Below are 22,169 nucleotides of genomic sequence, written 5' to 3' on the forward strand. Positions count from 1 at the left end.
ACCCACCCCACCGGCTGTCACAGAACGTCATCGGTGGCGTTTCCGCCGGCGCCGGAACCCACCCTCACACGCGCTACTCACAGCGACGAAACAGCAGCCGGGCCCGGATCCTCACACCACCACCGGCCCCAGCCCCCCGCACCCCGTCTCACACCGTCTACCTGCACAAACAGACTTTGCGGGTCACCCTGGGGCCGCCGGGCCGTCGCGGCGGGTGGAAGCCGTTCCTGCATCACATCGGCAAAGGCAGGCCGCAGCCGCGGCGCACGATCGCGTTGAAGACCGCGAAGAAGCTGCCGCGGGTCCTGGCGGCGGCCGAGGTGCAGGCTGTGCTGGACGCCTGCACCCGGCTGCGGGACCGTTTCCTGTTCGCTGTTCTCTACGACACCGGGATACGGGTCGGCGAGGCGCTGGGCCTGCGGCATGACGATATCGACGCGGCTGCCTGCGAGGTTATCGTTGTCCCGCGGGACAACGATAACGGTGCACGGTCGAAATCCCGGGGGCGGCGGGTGGTCCCGGTGAGCGCCGGCCTGGTCCGCCTTTATGCGGACTACCTGCATGGCGAGTACGGGGATCTGGACTCCGACTATGTGTTCGTCAACCTGTTCGCCGAACCGCGTGGGCAGGCATTGTCCTACCCGGCCGCCTACGATCTGGTGAAAAGGCTGCGGAAACGCACCGGGATCGATTTTGACCCGCACTGGTACCGGCATACCTATGCCACCCGGCTGCTTCGCGACGGGGTGCCTGTCGAAGTGGTGTCCACTTTACTTGGCCATGCCAGTGTCACCACCACGCAGACGGTTTACGGGCACCTGACCGTGGAAGACGCTCGGCGGGCGCTTGCGGCGGCGGGCTGGTTCACCGGGACCGAGGTGGCCCTGTGACCGCCTACGAGATCATCCACGCCGAGCAGGCTGGCTGGCAGCGCCGTGCCGCCGCCGAGTTGGGGCGGATCCTGGCCGAGCACCCTGGCCTACCGGCGCTCGCCTGGACCGTGGGGCCGGCCGGGGCGACGCTGTCCGGCCGGGTCGGCGGGCTGGTGCCGGCGGCGCGGGTGCGGGCGGATTTCGATGCCTGGCGGGCCGCGCTGGCGCTCGGCGAGCACCAGCCCGGCACCGGCGCAGGGGTGACCCATCTGCACGCGGCGGCCTACCGCAACCGGGTCCGGGTCACGCTGTCCGCCACCGTCTGCGACGACGACGAAGGCGATGTGCGATGAGCCGCCCCCACGCCGGTTCCAGGCCGGCGGGCGGAGCGCCCGCGGCAGGCCGGGCGGGGCTGTCGGCCACGCTGATGGCCGCGGTCCGCGCGGAGTTCCGGGTCGAGGTCCTCACCATCGACCCGGCCGACCCGGTCTTCGGCGGCCCACCCTGCACGGTCGCCGGCTGCGAACGGACCAGTCGCAGCCAAGGATTGTGCGTCGGCCACAACCAGCGATGGCTGCGCGCGGGAAGGCCCGACCTGACGTCGTTCCTCGTCACCACCGCACCGGCGCTGCGCGGCCGTGCGCCCCTGGCCTCGTGCCGGGTGGAGACCTGCCGTAACGGACGTCATGCCTACGGCCTGTGCACGGCGCACGAGCACGTCTACGCACGGGCCGGCCGCCCGGAGCTTGCGACCTGGCTGGGCCAGCTGCCGTCGGTCGACCCCTCGGTGCCACGCGAGCCCTGCCGGGTGACCTACTGCGACCTGTGGGCGCAGGGCAGCGTCCCGTTGTGTGTCACCCACGCGTCGCGGTGGAGCCAGGCCGGGAAACCCGACGTCGAACAGTTCGCCCGGGATTACGGCGACTGGACACCGCGCGTCGAGCAGATCGATCTGCGCCGGCTCGGCCCCCAGCTGCGGCTGGAGATGCAGTACGTCATCCAGCGGCGCCGCGACGACGCGCAGATCCGCACCACCCCGACTCTGGTCCAGACCGTCGTGCACTTCTTGGCCCGCAGCGGCGCGACGTCCCTGCTCGACCACACGGAGCAGACCTGGCGGGACCGGTTCGGGCCCCGCGGACCGAACTCGGGCACCTCCGCCCGGGCCCTGCTGCTGTTCGGGCACCGCCAGATCGAACAGCTCACCTATGGCAGCGGCTGGGACGTCGAATATCCCCGCGACGTCTGGCGGCTGCACAACCTCGGGATCACCGAGTTCCACCGGCACCTGCGGTTCGACCGGATACCCCAGCCCTGGCTGCGCGGGCTCGCGAAGCGGTGGCTGCGCTGGCGGCTCGGCGGCGGCCTGAGTGAGAACGCGGCCGGGCAGTCGCTGGCGGCCCTGGTGCGTTTCGCCGTGTTCCTCGCCGCGAAGGGCATCGACTCCCTGGCCCAGGTGGACAGGCCGATCCTCGAACGCTATCTCGCCGAGGTGCACAAGGCCTTGGGCGGGAAGTCGTCCCACGGGACGACCATCGGCTACCTGGGCGCCTTCTTCCAGGCCATCCGCCGGCACCGCTGGGACACCTCGCTGCCGGCGAGCGCCGTCTTCTTCACCGAGGACTACCCGGCCCCGCCCCAGCTGCTTCCCCGTGCCCTGGCCGAACACGTCATGGCCCAGGTCGAACACCCCGACAACCTCGCCCGCTGGCACGACCCGGCCAGCCGCGTCGTCACCCTCATCCTCATCCACACTGGCCTACGCATCGGCGACGCACTGCAACTCCCGGTCGACTGCATCGTCCGGGACACCGACGGCGCCCCCTACCTGCGCTATCTCAACCACAAGATGAAACGGGAGGCGCTGGTCCCCATCGACGAAGAACTCGAAGCCGAGATCACCCGGCAGCAGCGCCGCGTCACCGACCGGTGGCCCGACACCACCCCGACGCTGTTTCCCAAGACGAAAGCCAACCCGGACGGCCGGAAACCACTCGCCAGCTCCACCTACCGCACCGCACTCGCCCGCTGGCTGACCCGCTGCGACATCCGCGACGAACACAACCAGCCAGCTCACCTGACCCCACACCAATGGCGCCACACCCTCGGAACCAGACTGATAAACCGAGACGTCCCCCAGGAAGTCGTCCGGAAAATACTCGACCACACCTCCCCAGAAATGACCGCCCACTACGCCCGGCTACACGACACCACCGTGCGCCGCCACTGGGAAAAAGCCCGCAAAGTCAACGCCCACGGTCAGGAAGTGACACTCGACCCGGACGGGCCCCTGGCCGAGGCGGCCTGGGCGAAACAGCGGATCTCCCGCGCCACCCAGGCGCTGCCGAACGGCTACTGCGGCCTACCGGTACAGAAAAACTGCCCGCACGCGAACGCCTGCCTGACCTGCCCGACTTTCCTCACCACCGCGGAATTCCTACCCGAACACCGCCGGCAGCACCAGCAGACCCTGCACATCATATCCGCCGCCGAAGCCCGCGGCCAGCAGCGCCTGGCCGAGATGAACCGCCGCGTCGCCGGAAACCTCGAGAAAATCATCACCGCCCTCACCGAAGACAGCAGGCAGAAAGACACGGTCGCCGATGCGTCCTGACAACACCGCCCCCATCACCGCCGCCGCCCGCCGCCGGCACGACCAGGCCCGCGCCCGCGCTACCCAGGCGCTGCGCGAGCTCGACCGCGCCGGCGCCCCCGTCACCTTCGGGTCCGCGGCAGCCGCAGCCGGCGTCTCCCGGTCCTGGCTCTACACCCAGCCCGACCTGCGCGCCGAGGTCGAACGCCTCCGCGCCGCCACCAGGCAGACACCATCCCCGCCCGTCCCCACCCGCCAGCGCGCCTCCGAGGCCGCGCTGCTCGCCCGGCTGGAAGCAGCCCTGCAACGGAACCGGGAACTCGCCGACGACAACCAGCGGCTACGCCGCCAACTCGCCCACGCCCTCGGCGACCAGCGAAAACCACCCACCGGACACGCGGACAGCCGACCACGCCGGAACATCCCAGAAAACTCTCCCACAACGATCGGACCGTGCTGAACAGCAGGAAACGATCTCGGGTGTTCGCGTCGACGACATCGTCCTCGACGCGAACACCCAGGTCACAGCCTTGATCAATAGTGAAGCTCAAGATAAAACCAGTCGTGACCCTCGCCCTCAATACCGCAGAACCGATCATCGAGGGCCACTACGGCCGCGCCGCCTTAGACGCCATCGGCTGCTGCCTCCTTATCGGATGGTCCCACATCGCGCCGGACGGGACTGTTTCAAGATCGGTGTTTCCGGCCCGACACGCCGGGCGTAGGTCCAGCGGGATGGGCACTGTGAGTGATGACATCGGGTGATATGACCCTCAGCAAGGAAGATCGTGATCGGGGGCGGCAGCTGTCGCCGGAGCAGGCTGCGGCAGCTGCGATGGTCGCCGATGCGAAGGCGCGTGGGCTGGCGCTGACCGGGCCGGACGGCCTGTTGAAGCTGTTCACCAAGACGGTGCTGGAAACGGCTTTGCGGGAAGAGATGACCGAGCATCTCGGGCACGAGAAGAACCGTGCCGATCCCGAACGGGACAGCGTAAACGTTCGGAATGGTAGCCGACCGAAGACTGTCGTTTCGGAGGCGGTTGGCGAGGTTGAGATCTCAGTTCCGCGGGACCGGGAAGGCACGTTCACCCCGCAGATCGTGAAGAAGCGGCAGCGGCGGCTTTCCGGTGTGGACGAGATCGTGCTGTCGCTGTACGCGAAAGGGCTCACGACCGGGGAGATTTCCGCACATTTCGCTGAGATCTACGGAACGTCGGTGTCGAAGGAGACGATCTCCCGGATCACGGACGCGGTCCTGGGTAGCTGTTTGGGATCTTGATGCTTGTGTGCTGAGTGTGGTCGCCTGGCTGGAGTTGGCGTGTTGGGATGATCGATGGCGGACGGTCGGGTCATGCCTCGGTCTGACCCGTATCCCTCCGATCTGTCCGACGCGGAATGGGCGTTGGTGGAGCCGTTGCTGCCGCCGGTGTCGAAGGACGGTCGGAAGGAGGCGCATCCCCGCCGGGAGATCGTGAACGCGATTCTGTATGTGACGCACTCGGGATGTACGTGGCGGTCGTTGCCGCGGGACTTCCCGCCGTGGGAGACGGTCTACGGTTTCTTCGCCCGCTGGCATGACAAGGGCGTGATCGCGCGGGTTCATGACGCGCTACGGGACATCTCCCGCGAGGTCGAGGATAGGGACCGGCAGCCCACGGCGGGGGTGATCGACTCGCAGTCGGTCAAGGGCGCCCAGACCGTCGGTGCGGCGACCCGAGGCTACGATGCGGGCAAGAAGGTCAATGGCCGCAAGCGGTTCCTCATCACGGACACGCTCGGGCTGCTGCTGAGCGTGCTCGTGCTGCCGGCCAGCGTCCAGGACCGTGACGGCGGCAGACGGATCATGGTGGATCACTACTTCGACCACTGGAACTGCCGTCATCTGTTCGCCGACGGCGGGTTCGCCGGGCGTTTCGTCGACTGGGCCGGTGAGGTCATGAGAACCAGCGTCGACATCGTCCGGAAAAACCCTGGGCAACGCGGCTTCGAGGCCCTCCCGAAACGCTGGGTAGTGGAACGAACCTTCTCATGGATCACCGCCCATCGCCGGCTCGCCCGCGACTATGAAAGAAGACCGGCTATCTCCGAGGCATTCATCCGCCTCGCCATGATCCGAACCATGGTGAGGCGCCTTCCCCGCCAGCTCGCGAACAGCCACCAGACCATACCAGTCACTACAGAGAGTAGCCAACGCAAGATCTAAAACAGCTTCTCACTCCTGACACCCCACCGTAGGGAAACCATCACACTCCGGGAAGATAAGGGCTGGCAACGAGCGAAGAGATGGCCGTTGCCCTCGGTGTTTTCCCAGTTCAGGTGGGGTCGGGACGGGTGAACGGCTTCTTCGCGGTGAGGGGGATGACCACCTGACGCCGCTAGGACGATGGTGTAACGGTTCCGTTTTGCCTACCGTCAGCGAGGACCGTTCCCATGATGAGGATCGCCTGTTCGACGCATCGTGACCACCCCACAGGGACCAGACCCGGCCCGGTCACACGGTCGGACCGGCCGCGTCAGCCGAGAAGCCGTGTCGTCACCACGGCGCGCTGGTCACGGGGGCAGTCGTGACGGACGCGCATGACGTCACCGCAGTGGGGGCCGAGGGACCGAACGTCGCACGGGTCTACGACTACTTCCTCGGCGGCGCGCACAACTTCCCGGCCGACCGGGAAGCCGCGGCGCAGGTCGAGCAGGCATGGCCGCAGATCCGCGACACCGCCCGGGTCAACCGGCTGTTCCTGGGCGAGGCGGTCCGCTACCTCGCCGGCGAGGTCGGCGTCCGGCATTTCCTCGACATCGGGTCGGGTATGCCGACGATGGGCAACGTCCACGAGGTCGCCCAGCAGCTGGCCCCGGACGCCCAGGTCGTCTACGTGGACAGCGACCCGGGCGCCGTCGCACACAGCCAGATCCTGCTCGCACCCAACCCGCTGGCCACGGCGGTGGAGGCGGATCTGCTCCGGCCGGACGAGATCCTGGACCATCCGCAGGTGTCCCGGCTGCTGGAGCGGGGGCAGCCGGTCGCGCTGCTCCTGGTCGCGGTCCTGCACTTCTTCCCCGACGACACCGGCCCCCGGCACCTGGTCTCCCAGCTGCGCGACGCCCTACCCGCGGGCAGTCATCTGGTCGTGACCCACGCCACCGGCGACGGCCAGTCCCCGCAGGTCACCGAAGCCGCCGAGGTGTACCGGCGCACAACCGCGCCGTTCCAGCTGCGCGACCGCACCGAGGTGCTGTCGTTCTTCGACGACTGCACGCTGGTCGACCCCGGACTGGTCCTGCTCCCAGGGTGGGAACACGACCGGCAGCGAGGCCGGTCGACGACGGTGGAGGGTCGGCTGCCGGTCTACGCCGGTGTCGGCCGCGTCCGGTGAGTCCGCGTTCGGGTTGCTCGACGTGCTGGAGTGACGGCGACGTCCGCGATCTGCTGTCCCACACCGACGGGTGGATCGCCGACGCGACCGCCCAGCGGTGGCCCCACAGCGAGGTGACATTCGGGGCGATGACCACGGCGGGCGGGGCGGTGTATCGCCAGGTCCGCGTCGGCGGGGTGGCGCTGTGCGCGACGGTCCGCCCGGCAGGCCGGGCGCTGTCACGCCTCGTCCGCGGCGACCACGGTGATCTCGCCACCGTGCTCGCCGACGCCGGCGCCGACGCGGCGACCGCGATCGCCGGCCAAGCCGAGCAGCTCACGGCGCTGGCGGCCTCCACCCGCCTGCGGGTGGCTCCCCCGATCGCCTGTACGGAGGGGGTGATATTCACCCCCTGGGAGGACGGCGCCACGCTGGCCGCCCTGCTCCGGGCCCGGCCGATGGAATTCACCGGGGTCGTGACGGCGCTGATGGACGACCTCAGCGACCTGCACCGGAATCCACCCGCGCAACTGTCCGAAACCGCGGCGACGACCCGCGCTCTCCCCCGGGTCGTCGCCGAAGCGTTGAGCCATCCGGTGGACCACCTCCACGCTAGCGACACGACAGCAGGCGAGATCGGAGAGCTCCGCGCGCTCGCGGGCAGCCTGTCAACGCGGCTCGGCCGGCTGGCCGCCCAGCTGGACCCGATAATGCTCAGCCGCGGCGGCATCGCGTTCGGGAACCTCAACCCACGCGGCGTCCTGTATCCCGACGGATCGTCACGGGCGGCACTGGTGTCCCCCGCGCTCGAACCCGGCGGAGACCTCGTGGACACCGGAACCCTGCTCGGCCATCTGCACCCGCTGATCCTCGGCTGCCCGACACCAGTCCGGACAGAACTCGTCGAAGGCGTCGAGGCGTGGCTGTCCGGCCGGCTGGCCGCCTGCCGCGACCAGTGGCGGGACTGGCTGCACGCCGTCCTGACCATCTGGGCGGCCACCGTCTACGACCAGGCGATCACCACGCTGACGCTGCCAGCGGTCGCCCTCCGGCTCGGCCCGACGGCGGCCGATCCGCCGGCCCCGCCGCTGGCGGCGCTGTCCGTTCTTGACGTACTCACCCGGGAGTTGCGCCGACGCGGCGCTGGTGCGGCGCTGAACGCCGCCCTCGCTGCCCTCGCCGACAGCCCGGCCGACCAACCGGCACGGCAGCTCGACTCCGCTGACCACTGATCACTTACCCGTTCGTAGACCGAAGGTGCACGTCCATGGCTATCAGCCTGAGCCGGCCACCGGGCAGCCGATCACAGTCCGCCCCTCCCGCGCCGCCTGTTTCCGCCCCCGCTTCTTCGCCCGGTCAGGATCGTGCCGTTCGCGGCCGATCCACCGACCCGTTGATCGCTCTCGGTCCGAAGGCGACCGCCCAGCCGCCCGAGCGTGCGTTCGAGCTGCTGCGCGGTAGCGCGGTGCGCCTCCTGGACCGGCACGTCCAACGCGACGGTGTGTGCGAGAAGTGTGGATGCGCCTGGCCGTGCCGCGTGGTGGTGCTCGCCGAGAACAACCTCACGCTCGTCCACGACGCCCCACCCGCCTCCGCCAGCGCCAGTCGCGCGGCCGTCCCACCACAGGCGGCGGCCGGCCGCATCTCGTCCCACCCGCCCGCGCCCCCTCGACGCGACGGCGAGAACAGCCGGGAGAGCCACATGACCACCGCCGTGGCCACCACCCCCGCCAGCGCACCCGAACCGGCCGTTCACCTGCTCCCGCACCGCGTCTGGAGCTACCCGACCAGACCCCAGTCCGCCAGCGCCGCCCGCCGCGACGTCACCGGGCAACTCCACCAGTGGGATCTTGACCATGTGATCGACACGATCACCCTGCTGACCTCGGAACTGGTCACCAACGCGCTCGCCTCCAGCCTGCGCGGCGATGATGACCTGACGTCCCAGATCGCGATGCGCCTGACCTACAGCGACCACCATGTGATCGTCGAAGTCTGGGACGGAGGACCAGGCCACCCAACCCGCAGGGCCACCAGCCCCGACGCCGAGGACGGCCGCGGCCTACACCTGATCACCGCTCTGACCCCGCGCACCGGCTACTACCAGGCCCGGGTCCACACCCCCGACGGCAGCCACCAGGAGCGAGGCAAGGTCGTTTGGGCCGCTCTACCCCACCACACCCCTCGTCCTCACCGCATTCCGACCGCCCCGACCGACGGCCTGCCGCGACGCGAACGCTTCGCCGCCCACGCCGCGACCCCGACCGCCCCGGACGTCTTCGACCTCGACCTGCTGCACCGGGTCCGCGACGGCCTACGCACCCTCGACACCCACCCGGCACGCCCCACGCCCACGGGCTCCGGCCAGCACGTCCCAGCCACCTGAACCGAGAGGCGAACGCCATGCCTGACCCTGCTACCAGCTCCTGCCCCTCGTGGTGCGAGCAGCCCGCCGGCCACCTCGACGTCATGCCCGCGGGCCCCGGCGACTACCACGTCTCCGAGTTCACCGTGATCGACCTGCCACCCATCCCCGGGGTCCGCGACCAGACAGCGATCCAGGTCTCGATCGAGCAGTACGTCACCGCGACGACCACCTACCAACCGATGATCTCCCTCGGCGCCGGAGAAGAGGACCCCGACAGCGAAGCCTTCACCCTCGACGAAGCCGACACCCTCGCCGCGACCCTCACCCGCGCGGTCGCTGCCGCCCGCAACGCCCAGACACAGCCCTCTCCAGAGTCGGACGACCGCGCGTGACACCCCCGTCGCGCGCCTGAAGGTCCACCGGCGCTCCCGGCAGCCGGACAGACAATAGCCAGGACACAGCGGCACGCCGCCACTCAACCTGCACCCAACAGGAATCCAATCTCAGCGGATTGCCCCTTGCGATCAGCCCCCTCGGCCTCCTCCGGCGAGGCGTCCGCGCGACCGCAGACCCGCGATGACGAAACGGCCCGCATGTCACCTCGCCCCCGCACTGTCCCACCCGCACTCCGCCCGATCGTGCTGCTCGCCAGGATGCGCGAGATGCTCCCGCCAGCGCGGCTGGCGGACCTGCTCACCACCTTCGACCCGTCTGCCGCCCCGACGGCACCAGAATGGGCCGACCTGTGCTCGGCGCTGGACGCCTACGACCAGGCGGCACAGTTCGGTCTGAGCACCGAGGAGGCCCGCAACCAGGTCGACATCGCCGCCATGATCTTCCACGTGCGCTACCGCGGCGCTGAGCACCGACCGGGCAGTTGCATCCACGAGCGTCGAGCCGCCCGATAAACGTCCCGCACACCGCGACATCACCGCGAACCGCACCCCGTGACCTGGCGCCAGCGATGGCGAGCTCGTGCGTGTCCGTATCCGCCGCCTGCCACCGCGAACTGACGCGCCGCCCGGGACCGAACAGATCGCACCGCCTTACGTCATTTCCGCAGCTCAGGCCGCCTCTCAGCAGCCGAAGAACATGTTCGTGGCAGGGGGAATGACATGCACAACCGAAAGGCTGATCATTATGGTCGCGTGACTGCCCGGTGCAGCGGGCGGCGGACCGGGCGGCGCGGTGGTCTGGAGGGGATACGACGTGAGTAGGCACAGTCTGCGGGTGGAGCAGGACGAGCTGCGGGCGCGGATGCGCGCCGTGGGCATGTCGCACGACGAGATCGCCATCGAGTTCGCCCGCCGCTACAAGCTGCGCCCCCGCGCGGCCCACCGGATCGCGCACGGCTGGACCCAGCAACAGGCCGCGAACCACATCAACACCCATGCCACCCGCACCGGCCTCGACCCGGACGGCGCCGCACCCATGACCGCGCCGAAGCTGTCGGAACTGGAGAACTGGCCGCTGCCGAACAACCGCCGCCGACCGACCCCCCAGCTCCTCGCCCTGCTCGCCGAGGTCTACGACACCAGCGTCCAGAACCTTGTCGACCTCGACGACCGAGAACAGCTCACCCCCGCGGACCACCTCATCCTCAGCCAGACCGGCCAGTTTCAGCCCATATCCCCTCGAATACCTCTGACGCCTAGCCATCGTGGCCCCGTGAAGCTTTCCGGCCCGCCTGCGAGAACGGTACGGCCTGACGGGATCGAGCACCTATCAATACCGTACGTACCGGTGGAAATGGAGCGTGTCATGTCGGCTGCCAAGGAGTCAGGGGAGCATGCGATGTTCGCGGCGGCCGGAAGCCTCGACGAGAGTTCGGTGGAACAGCTCGCCGACGATGTGCGCCGGCTCGCGCACACCTACAACACCACCCCGCCCTTCCAGATGTTCACCGAACTGGCCAAGACCCGGAACACCGTGTACGCACTGCTGGAACAGACGAAACGCCCACGGCAGCTCAATGAGCTCTACGTCTTCGCCGGGCAGGTCTGCGGCCTGCTCGGCATCGTCAGTCTCGACCTCGGGTTCCCTGACGCGGGAGTCGAGAACGCCCGTGCGGCGTGGGCGTATGGGCAGATCGTCGACGATGACGGGCTGCGCTCATGGGCCCGCGCTGTCCAGGCCACCATCGCCTTCTGGTCGGACCGGCCCAGAGAAGGGATACGGCTGACGGCCACGGGCCTCGACCACGCCAGAGCGGGGTCCGGAACGGTTCGCCTGCACGCCGTGCAGGCCCGCTCCTACGCGATGATCGGTGCCGCGGACGAGGCGATGACCGCCTTGGTCGCCGCCCAGCGCGCCGCCGAGGCGGACGCCTCAGACGACCTTCTCGACAGTGTGGGCGGCGAGTTCTCGTTCGGCGAGGAACGCCGGCTCCTCAGCGCCGCCGCCACCCATCTCGCGCTCAGCCAACTCGACCAGGCTGCGCACGCGGCGTCCCAGGCGATCGACTTGTTCACCGCGATACCGATCGCCGACCGGTGGACACCAGGTGAGCACGGCGCCCGGATCGATCTGGTCGTCGCCCGAACACTGGGCGGCGATCTCGACAGCGCGCACGATGCCCTCGTCCCCGTCCTCGCGTTGCCGTCCGAGCAGCGCACGGGGCGCCTGACGGGGCGGCTCCACCGGCTGCGCCGGTCGCTGAGCCAGCCGCGTTACCGCGGATCTGCCGAAGCCGAGGACCTTGACGACCAGATCGAACACTTCGTGCGCGAGTCGGCCACCGCCGTGCTGCCCCCGGGCACCTCACACCAGGCCCTTCTCGCCGGAGGCGGCCTGTGACCGGAGCTCCCACAGGTCGACGAGGCGGCGCTCCCTGTCGGGGTCGAAACCGTGCTCGTCCTGACGTTCATGCCGGACCGGAGCGCCGCCGGCCGCCAGCCACGCCCACGTGTCCAGGACCGTCTTCTCGATCGGCCGGCAACGCAGGCCCGCCGCCGCCGCGCGGGTCGCATCCAGGCGCCATGTCCCTGGCTGCACCCGCCACAGCGGGATCTCCGTCCACTGACGCACCCCCTGTTCGACCAACCAATCGGGTTCCGCCCAGACAACCTCGATCTCATCTGCGCCTCGGACGTCCCGCGTCGCCGCAGCGCACGCGTCCAGCATCCGGCCGTAGGTCGCGTGGCCGGTGGGCGCCGCGACGTTGAAGATGCCGCTGGCCGACCGCCCGATCAGGTCGAGCAGGAACGACGCGAGGTCACGCACGTCCACAGGCTGGATCGGCCTGTCGGCGGGTGCGGGGGCCAGCACCCGCCCGCCGCGCGCCATCCGCCGAAGCCACCACGGCAACCGTCCGACGTACTCGTACGGGCCGAGAACCACCCCCGGCCGCACCATGAGCAGCCGATCCGGGGAAACGCTCCGCCGGACCGCGGCCTCACACCCGGCCTTGTGGGGGCCGTACCGCACCGCGTCCCAGCGAGGATCTTCCACCACAAGATCGGGGTTTCCCGGATGTAGAGGTGAGGATTCGTCGACCGGGGACGCGGGCCAGTCGCGATACACCGAGACGGTCGACACGAACACGTACCGACCGGCCTGCGCGCCCAGAACCTGAGCGGCCAGGCCGACCGAGCGGGGCTCCGCTCCGCCGACGTCCACCACGGCATCCCACGGCCCCGCCGCCGCGAGGCGTTCAAGATCCTGGACGTCGGTTCGGTCGCCGCGCAACGGGTGGACCCCTGCGACATCCGGTCCGGACCTACCCCGGTTGAACGTCGTGACCGCCCAGCCACGGCCCACCGCGTCCTCAGCCAGGACACGGCCGACGAACCAGGTTCCTCCCAGGATCAGCAGGCGCATGGCGCAATCGTCTCAAAAGGACTTTCCTGTGCGGCCGGCGCTTCCGTGTGATCGTCGATGTCGCGGACACTGCGAAGGAGAGGCGACCTGCCGCCAGTCCGGACGCGGGTCGGCGGAGCCCCTGGCCCAACGCCGTAGCCGCCCGGCACATGTCGCCAGACCAAGGCGCAAGCGCACACCCAGCCGCCGCAGCCGAGGGCAGCGCGTGCCTGCCCTGACGCGGCAGACACCGGCAGTCGATCAGCTTCGGAGGCCGCAGCCTCCCGCTGCCGGCCGAGTCCGTAGCCGTCTGTCACCGACAGCCGTCCGCTCAGGATCAGCCGGGAGAGAGGCGCCGCGGGTCGCGCGAAGGAGCCGCATCGTCGGTGGAGCCGGACCAGACGCCGTCGGAACGCGGTAGCAGGTTCAGGTCGCCGTGGTCCCAGACAGGTGATCGAGGCCGAGGCCGGCGGGCCTGCCGAACGAATCGGCATGATCGCGCCGGATAGATGCACCCTGACACCACTGTCTGCGCAGGTCAGGTGTCTCTCGGGAGCCGAAGAGAAGCTTCGTCGTGGTGGGAATGACTTGCCCCCCGGGCTCCAGCCATCGTGGTGTGGCGCCATACGCGGCATCCACCGATCTTGATCGGTGCGCGGGCCGTACCACCCGAGGGAAGCGAGATGATCATGTCCTTGTGTCGCGTTCGCGCCCGGTCCGCGTGCGCGCGTCTCGCCGTTCCCCCCCAGCGCTGGGGCGACCGGCGTTCGCCGACGGCCAGCCCTGGCCGACCGGGGAGCCGCGTCGGGTCGATGGGGCCGGTACCGGCTTCGAGCACATCACCTGCACTACCTACGGACCCAGCGTGGCCGTGGCCGCGAAGCGGATGGCCGACCAGATCCGCCGGTGCGGCCGGGGCCAGCCGCATCTTCCCCGGCGCGGTACATCTTCCCGATCGAACCATTCGTGAGAGTCGGCGTCTGGAAGAGCTGGCGCTGGACAGGGGCGCAGTCGCGTCGTACTCACCCGGCCGTACTCGACATTGCCGCCGACACATCATCGGAGCATTCCCTTCACCTAGCTCATCGCCACTTCCATATTCTGGGTCAGAGGAGCGACCTAGACTGCCATTTCCCGTCTCATTAAGGTGTCGAAAAATGACTTCAGTCCAAGATTCGAGCGCCACCGACAGTGCGGCCACGTTGCGTGCCGCGATGGTGGACGAGCTTCGCACCACGGGGGACGCGATCAAGACTGGGCAGGTGGCTGCGGCTGTGGGCAGGGTGCCTCGGCACCTTTTCGCACCCGACGAACCGCTGGAGGCGGTCTACGCCGCAAACAAAGCACTTGTGATTAAACGCGATGGGAATGGTGCGGCGCTCAGCTCGCTGTCCGCCGCGCACATTCAGGCGGTCATGTTGGAGCAGGCCGAACTTGAACCGGGAATGCGTGTCCTGGAGGTTGGCTCGGGCGGCTACAACGCCGCCCTCATCCAGGAGATGGTCGGCGACGGAGGCTCGGTGACGTCCGTCGACATCGACCAGGAGATCGTGAGCCGGGCCCGCGCCTGTCTGGACGCGGCCGGCTATCGAAATGTTGAAGTCGTGGCGGCCGACGCCGAGGCCGGCGTACCCGAAAAAGCACCCTACGACCGGATTATCGTGACCGCAGGGGCCTGGGACATCCCACCAGCCTGGCAGGAGCAGCTCACGAACGGCGGCAGGCTCGTTGTGCCGCTCCGGCTACGAGGGCTGACCCGGTCGATCGCGTTCGACCGGGTCGACGAGGACGGTGACGTCGGTCTGGTCAGCCGCAGCTATCGCCTGTGCGGATTCGTCCCGATGCAGGGCATCGGGACGTTCCGCGAAAGGCTCGTCCCTATTACCGACGAGGTCGTGCTTCGGGTCGACGACCCGTCCCAGGAGTTCGACGTCGAGGGGCTGCGCGACGCGCTGGCCACGCCGAGGCTGGAACGCTGGTCCGGAGCGGCCTTCGATCTTCCTGACGAGTTGGAGTTCTTCCTCGTCACGAATCTGGCCCAGGTCGCGCACCTGCATGTGGACGAGACGCAGGTCCAGAACGGCCGCTTCGCGCCCTCGGCCGCCAGAGGTGTGCCCACGCTGGTCAGCGGTGGCAGTTTCGCCTACCGCACCAAGCGCCCGAACGAGAAGACCGGCGGATTCGAGAGCGGCGTCGTCGCGCACGGTCCCGACGCCGATCGCGTCGCCGAGCACTACGTGGAACTGCTCCGCCGGTGGGCCAGCGATCACCGCCGTTCCGGTGCCGCCCACATCCGATACGTCCCGAAGGCCGCGGGGACGCCGGCGCCGTCCGTGGGGCTGGTGCCGAAACGGCACGGCGCTGTCGCTGTCCGCTGGCCCTGAGTTTCCGCGCTCCCGAACGGATGCTCGGGAGCCGGAATGCACCACCACCATCACAACCCAGGAGGTCTTCATGTCCATCCAGCTCGATGACCCGGTGTTGGCCGTGCCCCCGCAGGCGGGACGAGACCAGGAGGAGGACTTCACCACATGGGACCTGGACATCTCGATCGTCGAGTCCGGACCGGCCGCTGACCGGCTCATCCGGATGACCGACGACGGCTGCGGCACGACGTGCGAGACGGCCTGCTCGACCACCTGCCCGTAACCAGCGCCCCGACGACCTGAGAACGCGGCGTCCGTACGGCCGGCCTCGGCGGCCGGACGGACGCCGCCCGACTACGGAGCGGCTGGTGTATCAGCATCTCGACTCCCTGGTGGTGCGTGCCGCGGTGAACCCGCCCGTGGACGTGGCCGAGCGATGGCCCGACCTGGTCGGACCGGCGGCCACACCAGAGTCCTGGCGCCTCTGGTTACGGGAGGTGATGCAGAATCGCGCCTTCGAGATGGCGCTGGAGCAGGCCAGCCCTGTGCTCGCTCGCCGCGTTCGGGAGATCCGCGACGGACGCCAAGTGCCCCAGGCCGGGGTGCGGCGGGCAGTGCTGTCGGTGATGCGTTACCGGCTTCGCGCGTCGGGACGGGCGACGCCGTTCGGCCTGTTCGCGGGGGTCGCGCCGGTGCGTGTCGCTGACCACGCCTCGGTGCGCGCAGGCGTGGCGCACCGTGCCGTCGCGCGGGTCGAGGCTGGCTGGCTCTGCGCGGTGGTCGACCGGTTGGAAGCCGATCCGGTCGTCCGAGCGCGGCTGGATGTGGTGGCGAACAACCTCGTGTTCGAGCGGGACGGCCATCTGGTGCTGGAGCACCGTGCCGCAGGAGGCACCGACGGTGTTCCTACGCGCGTGCAGGTGCGGGCGCACGCACCGGTCCGCGCCGCGATGGGTATCGGCCGCCGCTCGGTGCGGTTCTCCGACCTCGCGGCCAGGCTCGCGTCCGAGTTCGCTCCGGTCCCTGCCGACGTCGTCGACAGACTTCTGGCCGATCTGGTGGCGCAGCGGTTCCTGCTCACGAACCTGCGGCCTCCGATGACGGCGAGCGATCCTCTCCGTCATGTCGTGGGTGTGCTCCAGACGACCCTAAATGGCGGGCCGGTCACCGTCGAGGCGGCCTGGGTCGCCGAACGCCTGAACGGGATTGTCGATGGGCTGCGGAGCCACGACAGCGCGTCGAGTTGGACCGTCGCGCGCAGCAGCCGCGAGCGCCTCGGCGAGGACATGGCTGAGGTCCACCCTTCGGCGGAGCCGGCACTCCGGGTTGATCTGCGGATGGACTGGGCGCTGGCTGTGCCCCGCGCGGTCGCGGTCGAGGCCGCAGCGGCGGCGGGCGTGCTGGTGCGCCTGGCGCGGCGCTCGACGCTCAGCTCCGGCTGGGACGCCTGGCATGGCCGGTTCCTCGAACGGTACGGGCCGTGCGCTCTGGTTCCCGTTTTCGACGCGGTCGACCCCGAGATCGGACTGGGTTATCCCGCCGGCTACGCCGGCAGTCCCGCACCCGCGGGCGTGACGTTCACCGATCGGGACGCGAAGCTGTTGGCGTTGGCGCAGAACGCCGCGCTGCGCCGCGAACGGGAGATCGTCCTCGACGACAGGATGATCAGCGACCTTACGGTCGTCGACCAGGACGCCCACGTTCAGCCCACCACGGAACTCACCCTGCGCGTCCACGCCACGAGCACCCGCTCGCTCGACGATGGCGCGTTCACCCTCGCGGTCGTCGGGGTGTCACGCAGAGCCGGCACCACGACCGGACGACTCCTCGACCTCTTCGACGCGAAGGACAGTGCGCGGATGCGCGCGCTGTACGCGGGTCTTCCCACCGCGAGCCGCGACGCGCTGAGCGTGCAGATCTCCGCGCCCGCTCGCTACACGAACACCGACACGGTGGGACGCGCCCCCCAGATCATGGCGCACCGGCTCTCCCTCGGCGAGTACGACGACAGCGAGGACGGGGACTCGCTGCCTCTGGACGACATCGTGGTGACGGCCGATGTGCACCGGATCTATCTGCTCTCGCTCTCCCGCCGCCAACTGGTGGAACCGGTGGCGCTCAACGCGGTGGAGCCGGTGCGACGCGCGCATCCGCTGGCGCGTTTCCTCGCCGAGGCGCCGGCCGCGCTGAGCGTTCCCTGCGCCCCCTTCGACTGGGGGGTCGCGGCCCAGCTACCGTTCCTGCCGGCGCTGCGGCATGGACGAACAGTCCTCTCACCAGCGCGCTGGCTGCTGGGGACCGCGGACCTGCCCGGCTCCGCGGCCGGCTGGACGGAGTGGGACCGTGCCCTGGCCAGCTGGCGGGAGCAGGTCAACCTCCCCTCGGCGGTCTACCTCGGCGACGGTGACCAGCGCATCGGACTGGACCTGTCTGAGCCGGCCCACCGGGTACTGCTGCGCTCCCACCTCGACCGCTCCGGCGCCGCGCTGCTGCGCGCCGCCCCCGACACCGACGCGGCCGGCTGGGTCAGCGGGCATGCCCACGAGATCGTCGTCCCCCTGGCAGCGGTCGCCGCGCCGGCGGCGACACCGGGCTGGTTCAGCCGGGCGCAGGTCGTTGGCCGCGATCATGGGCATCTTCCGGGCTGCGACGCACGGTTCTCAGTCAAGATCTACGCCGGCCTCGGTTGCCAGGACGACATCCTCACCCGCCATCTGCCGCACCTCGTCCACGAGCTGAACGGGCAGCAGGCCGCGGGCGAGGCGCGCTGGTGGTTCCTGCGCTACCACGACCCCGACGACCATCTGCGCCTGCGGCTCGCGGTCACCGCCGACGGTGTGGCGCCGACCGCCGACCGGATCGGTGCCTGGACCCAGCGGCTCCGCCGCGCCGGCCTGATCTCCCGCGCGCAGTGGGACACCTACTTCCCCGAGACCTCACGCTTCGGGGGCACCGCCGCGATGGACGCCGCGGAGGCGTACTTCGCCGCCGACTCAGCGGCGGCCCTCGCCCAGCTCGCCGCCTCCAGGGAGAAGAGCGGGCCCGACCGTCGCGCGCTGACCGCCGCCAGCATGCTCGCCATCGTGACCGGCCTGATCGGCGACACCGCCGAGGCGACGAGCTGGCTCATCAGCCACACCCGGACGGAGCCGTCCGCCCCAGCCCGCGCGCTGTACCAGCAGACCGTCGCCCTGGCGAACCCGGCCGACCCACGCGCGCTGGCCGCACAGCCCGGAGGCGAGCACGTCCTCTCCTGCTGGGCGCACCGGCGCGAGGCACTCACCGCCTACCGACACGTCCTCCAGGAAACCCGCGCGGAGGCCCCCACCTCCCTGCTGCCTGATCTTCTGCATCTCCACCATGTCCGCATGGCCGGAGTCAGCCTGGCCGGGGAACGCGCCTGCCTGCACCTGGCTCGCGCCGCCGCACTGAGCTGGACCGCGCGCACGAGGAACCCATCATGACCAGCTCCGATCCGGACGCGCTCGCCGCCGCGAACACTGTTGCCGAAGCACTAGCCGACCCGCACACCGCCTGGGCCGCCCACCGACCGACCGGGGGAAGGGCGTGGCCGCAGTCGCTCGCCGGCGGCGCGGCGGGCATCGCCCTGCTGCACATCGAACGTGCCCGCTCCGGGTACGGCGACTGGAGCACCGTGCACGCCTGGCTGTCCGCCGCCGCGTCCGACGCCCTGACCGCGGCGGCCAACGCGGGCCTGTACCTGGGCGCTCCGGCCCTGGCCTTCACCCTGCACACCGCAGCCGGACCATCAGGCCGGTACCACCGTGCCCTCGCCCATCTGGATCAGGCCGTCGTCGCCATGACCCGCACCCGACTCGCCGCGGCCCACACACGCATCGAACAGAGCCGGCGGCCCGCGATGAAGGAGTTCGACCTGATCCGGGGCCTGACCGGACTCGGCGTCTACCACCTGCGCCGCCACCCCGATCACCCGATCACCGGCGAACTGCTGTCGTACCTGGTCAGACTGACCGAACCACTGGCCGGAAGAGACGACCTCCCACCCTGGTGGACGGACTCTGCACCCAACGGCGAACCCAGCCCCGAATTCCCCCAAGGACACGGCAACGTCGGCCTCGCGCACGGCATCAGCGCCGTCCTCGCCCTGCTTGCCCTGGCCCACCTGCGCGGCCTGCCGGTCCGTGGCGCCGACGACGCGATCGCACGGATCTGCGCCTGGACCGACCGCTGGTGCCAGCACGGCGACACCGGCCCCTGGTGGCCCGGATTCATCACCCTCCGCCAGGTCCGTGAAGGCAAGGTCGCCGCAACCCTGCGGCCCCGCCCCTCCTGGTGTTACGGCGTCAGCGGCACCGCCCGCGCCCAACAGCTCGCCGGCATGGCCCTGCGCGACACCGCACGCCAGCAAGCCGCCGAGAACGCGTTCCTCGCGGCACTTCGCGATGAGGCGCAACTCGACCAGCTCACCGAGATCGGCCTGTGTCACGGCACCGCCGGGCTACTCCAGTCCGCCTGGCGCATGGCGGCCGACTCCCACCATCCCCAGCTCACCGCCGAACTCCCCGGCCTGTCAGCCAGGCTGATCGCACAGATGGGCACAACCGTGCGCGACCCCGAACTTCTCGACGGCGCCGCCGGCGCCGCCCTCGCCCTGCACACCGCCGGCACCGGCGCCGCCCCGACGTCGGGCTGGGACGCCTTCCTCCTGCTGGCCTGATCAGGAGCCGACATGGACACCCGCACCTGGCACCAGGTCAACGTCACCTTCCCCGACTGGGCGAACGCCGAGGGCACCGCCGTGGACCACCTCGCCCCTCTGCTGGACACCGCCGAGACCGACGGGCTCATCACCTCCTGGTTCTTCGTACGCAAGGCGCCCTGCTGGCGCATCCGCTACCTGCCCCGCCAGACGACAGGAGAGGCCAAGGCGTACATCCACACCCGTCTCGCCGATCTCCGGGAGACACGCCGCATCGAGGACGCCACGTCCACCCTCTACGAACCAGAAAGCCATGCCTTCGGCGGCGCCGAAGGCATGGACACCGCCCACCGGCTCTTCCACCTCGACAGCCGACACCTGCTCACCTACCTGAACAGCACCAGCCACAAACCGGCCGACCGGCGCCGCCGTGAACTGTCGGTCCTGCTGTGCTCGCACCTGCTACGCGCCGCCGGGCTCGACTGGTACGAGGAAGGAGACGTGTGGGCGCGAGTCGCCGAGCACCGGCAACCACCTGAGCGCACCCCCGACGACAGGCTCCGCACCCTGCGTGACGGCCTGCGGCGCCTGATGAGCATCGACACCGACAGCCTGGCCAAGGACACCCTGCCGCCGGCCTTCACCGATTGGACCAGCGACTTCGCCGCCGCCGGCACCGAACTGGCCGCCCTGGCCACCGACGGCCGGCTACGCCGCGGCCTACGCGCCGTCCTCGCCCACCACATCATCTTCGCCTGGAACCGGCACGGCCTTCCCCACACGGCGCAAGCCGTCCTCGCGCACACCGCCAAGACCGTCGTGTTCGGGCACGACCCCGCCTCCGATCACCAGCCGCACGATCGGGAACCGGCATGACGAACGTCGGAACAGACCCGGCCGACGAGAACCTGCTCGCCTGGTTCCCGCTGGTCCAACGCCCCCGACCACCCGGCCTCCCCCTCGAAGACCGAGTCAGACAGCTGCACGACCTGGCCGCACGGACATCGGACGGTCTCCCGCTCCTCCGAGCGGCCGAAGTCTGCAACAAGGCGGCGCTGATCGCCTCCGACTGCGGACAACCAGACCTCGCCCAAGACCTGTGCTGGCGCCAACACACGCTGTTCGATCAGGCGCGGCCCCTGCCCGCCTCAGCCGCCGAACTCGCCCTCCAACCGGTGCTCAACCTCCCGCGCCAACTGATCCGCGATGGTGACGGCAACCGCGCTCACGCGATCCTCCAGGCCCTGCACGAGGCCGCGCGCACGCAGACCAGCGCACTGATCGACGGACGGTCCGTCAGTCTCCACAACGTCACCTGCGCCTCCGACGACCATCGGACCATGCGCACCCTGACCTGGACGGCGCTCCTGGCGGACGGAGTCCGGGCACTGGCACGGGCCGGGCGCTGGCACGAAGCCGCCGAACAAGCCGCGGCCCACCGCGGAGTCGGCCGCCGACTGCTCGACGGCCGACAGGCGACCGTCCTGGCACTCGCCCAGGCCGGGCACACCGAGCAGGCAGCAGCGCTGGTCGACCAGAGCGCCACCCCCGAACCGTGGGAACAGGCGATCCAAACAATCCTGCGGGTGCACTGTCTGCGACAGGCTGGCGCCGACACCGGCCCGCAGATCGCCCCGCTCCTCGCCACCGCGCTCACCCTGATGCGGCAGCCCGACCTCTCGACCATGGTCTTCCGTGCCCGAGCAGGCATGATCGCGCTCGACCTCGCCGACGGCCACGACCATCCGCGCATCGACGTACTACGCCGGGCGCTGATCGCAGGTGCGTTCAAGGACGCGTACACGGCCCGCGACACGCTCGCGCACCGCCTCCGGGAGTCGATGACGACGACGCAGCGCCAAACCCTGGCCGATGTCTTCCGCGCCGCCGGGCTCGATGCCGGAAGCATCCCGGAATCGCTGTACGGCGATTTGATGGAGACGGTGAAGTTCGCCGAAGATCAGCTACGTGGATGTCTCGGACGCCACGCCAGGCACTGCGAGTGCACAACAGCGACAAGCTGAACAACAGGTCGGCCGAGGACCGACGTCATCCCGTACCGCTCGGTCCGTGACAGAAGGACTACCGTGAGAATGGTTCCAGTCAGGAACCACCGGAAGATCGACCACCGGATTTCC

At 69.8% G+C, this 22,169-nt stretch carries 17 protein-coding genes and 2 pseudogenes; 18 read left to right on the forward strand and 1 reads right to left on the reverse strand.

Features of this window, described 5'->3' with window-relative positions:
* From BMG523DRAFT_RS18260 to BMG523DRAFT_RS26655, 12 genes and pseudogenes are all read left to right on the forward strand, one after another.
* A partial coding sequence (locus tag BMG523DRAFT_RS18260; protein WP_235463222.1) for a tyrosine-type recombinase/integrase occupies positions 1-890 on the forward strand: 890 nt, incomplete at its 5' end.
* Complete coding sequence (locus BMG523DRAFT_RS18265; RefSeq protein ID WP_043591750.1) at positions 887-1,225, forward strand: hypothetical protein; 339 nt, start codon at positions 887-889, stop codon at positions 1,223-1,225. The genes BMG523DRAFT_RS18260 and BMG523DRAFT_RS18265, both read left to right, overlap by 4 nt.
* The gene (locus tag BMG523DRAFT_RS18270) at positions 1,222-3,486 is read left to right on the forward strand and encodes a site-specific integrase (protein ID WP_051623938.1); all 2,265 of its coding nucleotides are present in this window, start codon (positions 1,222-1,224) and stop codon (positions 3,484-3,486) included. The genes BMG523DRAFT_RS18265 and BMG523DRAFT_RS18270 overlap by 4 nt, the downstream gene beginning before the upstream one ends.
* The gene (locus BMG523DRAFT_RS18275; protein ID WP_023841883.1) at positions 3,476-3,925 is read left to right on the forward strand and encodes a DUF6262 family protein; all 450 of its coding nucleotides are present in this window, start codon (positions 3,476-3,478) and stop codon (positions 3,923-3,925) included. The genes BMG523DRAFT_RS18270 and BMG523DRAFT_RS18275 overlap by 11 nt, the downstream gene beginning before the upstream one ends.
* 306 nt (positions 3,926-4,231) lie before the next feature.
* Positions 4,232-4,723 (forward strand): annotated as a pseudogene (locus tag BMG523DRAFT_RS18285) (IS256 family transposase); the annotation flags it as partial.
* Positions 4,724-4,751: 28 nt separating this feature from the next.
* A pseudogene (locus BMG523DRAFT_RS18290) lies at positions 4,752-5,668 on the forward strand (IS5 family transposase).
* A gap of 361 nt (positions 5,669-6,029) precedes the next feature.
* Positions 6,030-6,839 (forward strand): SAM-dependent methyltransferase, encoded by an 810-nt coding sequence (locus tag BMG523DRAFT_RS18295; protein ID WP_023841886.1) that lies wholly within the window; start codon positions 6,030-6,032, stop codon positions 6,837-6,839.
* Positions 6,836-8,050 (forward strand): hypothetical protein, encoded by a 1,215-nt coding sequence (locus BMG523DRAFT_RS18300; RefSeq protein ID WP_023841887.1) that lies wholly within the window; start codon positions 6,836-6,838, stop codon positions 8,048-8,050. Before BMG523DRAFT_RS18295 ends, BMG523DRAFT_RS18300 begins: the two co-directional genes overlap by 4 nt.
* Positions 8,051-8,211: 161 nt before the next feature.
* Positions 8,212-9,204 (forward strand): ATP-binding protein, encoded by a 993-nt coding sequence (locus BMG523DRAFT_RS18305; protein WP_235463223.1) that lies wholly within the window; start codon positions 8,212-8,214, stop codon positions 9,202-9,204.
* 17 nt (positions 9,205-9,221) lie between these two features.
* Positions 9,222-9,578: a hypothetical protein gene (locus BMG523DRAFT_RS18310; RefSeq protein ID WP_023841889.1), complete on the forward strand. Its 357-nt coding sequence runs from the start codon at positions 9,222-9,224 to the stop codon at positions 9,576-9,578.
* Between the two features lie 201 nt (positions 9,579-9,779).
* Positions 9,780-10,094, forward strand: coding sequence for a hypothetical protein (locus BMG523DRAFT_RS18315; RefSeq protein WP_139341497.1), 315 nt, complete (start codon positions 9,780-9,782; stop codon positions 10,092-10,094).
* 301 nt (positions 10,095-10,395) lie between these two features.
* The gene (locus BMG523DRAFT_RS26655; RefSeq protein WP_235463225.1) at positions 10,396-11,982 is read left to right on the forward strand and encodes a helix-turn-helix transcriptional regulator; all 1,587 of its coding nucleotides are present in this window, start codon (positions 10,396-10,398) and stop codon (positions 11,980-11,982) included.
* Here BMG523DRAFT_RS26655 and BMG523DRAFT_RS18325 read toward each other — a convergent pair.
* Entirely contained in the window at positions 11,947-13,005 is a 1,059-nt protein-coding gene (locus BMG523DRAFT_RS18325; protein ID WP_043591752.1) for an NAD-dependent epimerase/dehydratase family protein, read from the reverse strand. The genes BMG523DRAFT_RS26655 and BMG523DRAFT_RS18325 overlap by 36 nt on opposite strands.
* A 1,136-nt stretch (positions 13,006-14,141) precedes the next feature.
* On the opposite strand from BMG523DRAFT_RS18325, the gene fxlM reads away from it, so the two are divergent.
* From fxlM to BMG523DRAFT_RS18360, 6 genes are all read left to right on the forward strand, one after another.
* Positions 14,142-15,368 (forward strand): methyltransferase, FxLD system, encoded by a 1,227-nt coding sequence (gene fxlM, locus BMG523DRAFT_RS18335; RefSeq protein ID WP_011436465.1) that lies wholly within the window; start codon positions 14,142-14,144, stop codon positions 15,366-15,368.
* Positions 15,369-15,438: 70 nt separating this feature from the next.
* Positions 15,439-15,633 carry an FxLD family lanthipeptide gene (locus BMG523DRAFT_RS18340; RefSeq protein WP_023841893.1) on the forward strand — a complete coding sequence of 65 codons (195 nt, stop codon included), beginning with the start codon at positions 15,439-15,441 and terminating at the stop codon, positions 15,631-15,633.
* 85 nt (positions 15,634-15,718) lie between these two features.
* The gene (locus BMG523DRAFT_RS18345) at positions 15,719-18,814 is read left to right on the forward strand and encodes a lantibiotic dehydratase (RefSeq protein WP_011436464.1); all 3,096 of its coding nucleotides are present in this window, start codon (positions 15,719-15,721) and stop codon (positions 18,812-18,814) included.
* Positions 18,811-20,049 (forward strand): lanthionine synthetase C family protein, encoded by a 1,239-nt coding sequence (locus BMG523DRAFT_RS18350; protein WP_043591753.1) that lies wholly within the window; start codon positions 18,811-18,813, stop codon positions 20,047-20,049. The genes BMG523DRAFT_RS18345 and BMG523DRAFT_RS18350 overlap by 4 nt, the downstream gene beginning before the upstream one ends.
* A 12-nt stretch (positions 20,050-20,061) precedes the next feature.
* Positions 20,062-20,907 carry a thiopeptide-type bacteriocin biosynthesis protein gene (locus BMG523DRAFT_RS18355; protein ID WP_011436462.1) on the forward strand — a complete coding sequence of 282 codons (846 nt, stop codon included), beginning with the start codon at positions 20,062-20,064 and terminating at the stop codon, positions 20,905-20,907.
* Positions 20,904-22,055: a hypothetical protein gene (locus BMG523DRAFT_RS18360; protein ID WP_023841894.1), complete on the forward strand. Its 1,152-nt coding sequence runs from the start codon at positions 20,904-20,906 to the stop codon at positions 22,053-22,055. The genes BMG523DRAFT_RS18355 and BMG523DRAFT_RS18360 overlap by 4 nt, the downstream gene beginning before the upstream one ends.
* Positions 22,056-22,169: the final 114 nt, after the last annotated feature.

It is taken from the genome of Frankia sp. BMG5.23, assembly GCF_000685765.2.
Lineage (GTDB): Bacteria > Actinomycetota > Actinomycetes > Frankiales > Frankiaceae > Frankia > Frankia casuarinae.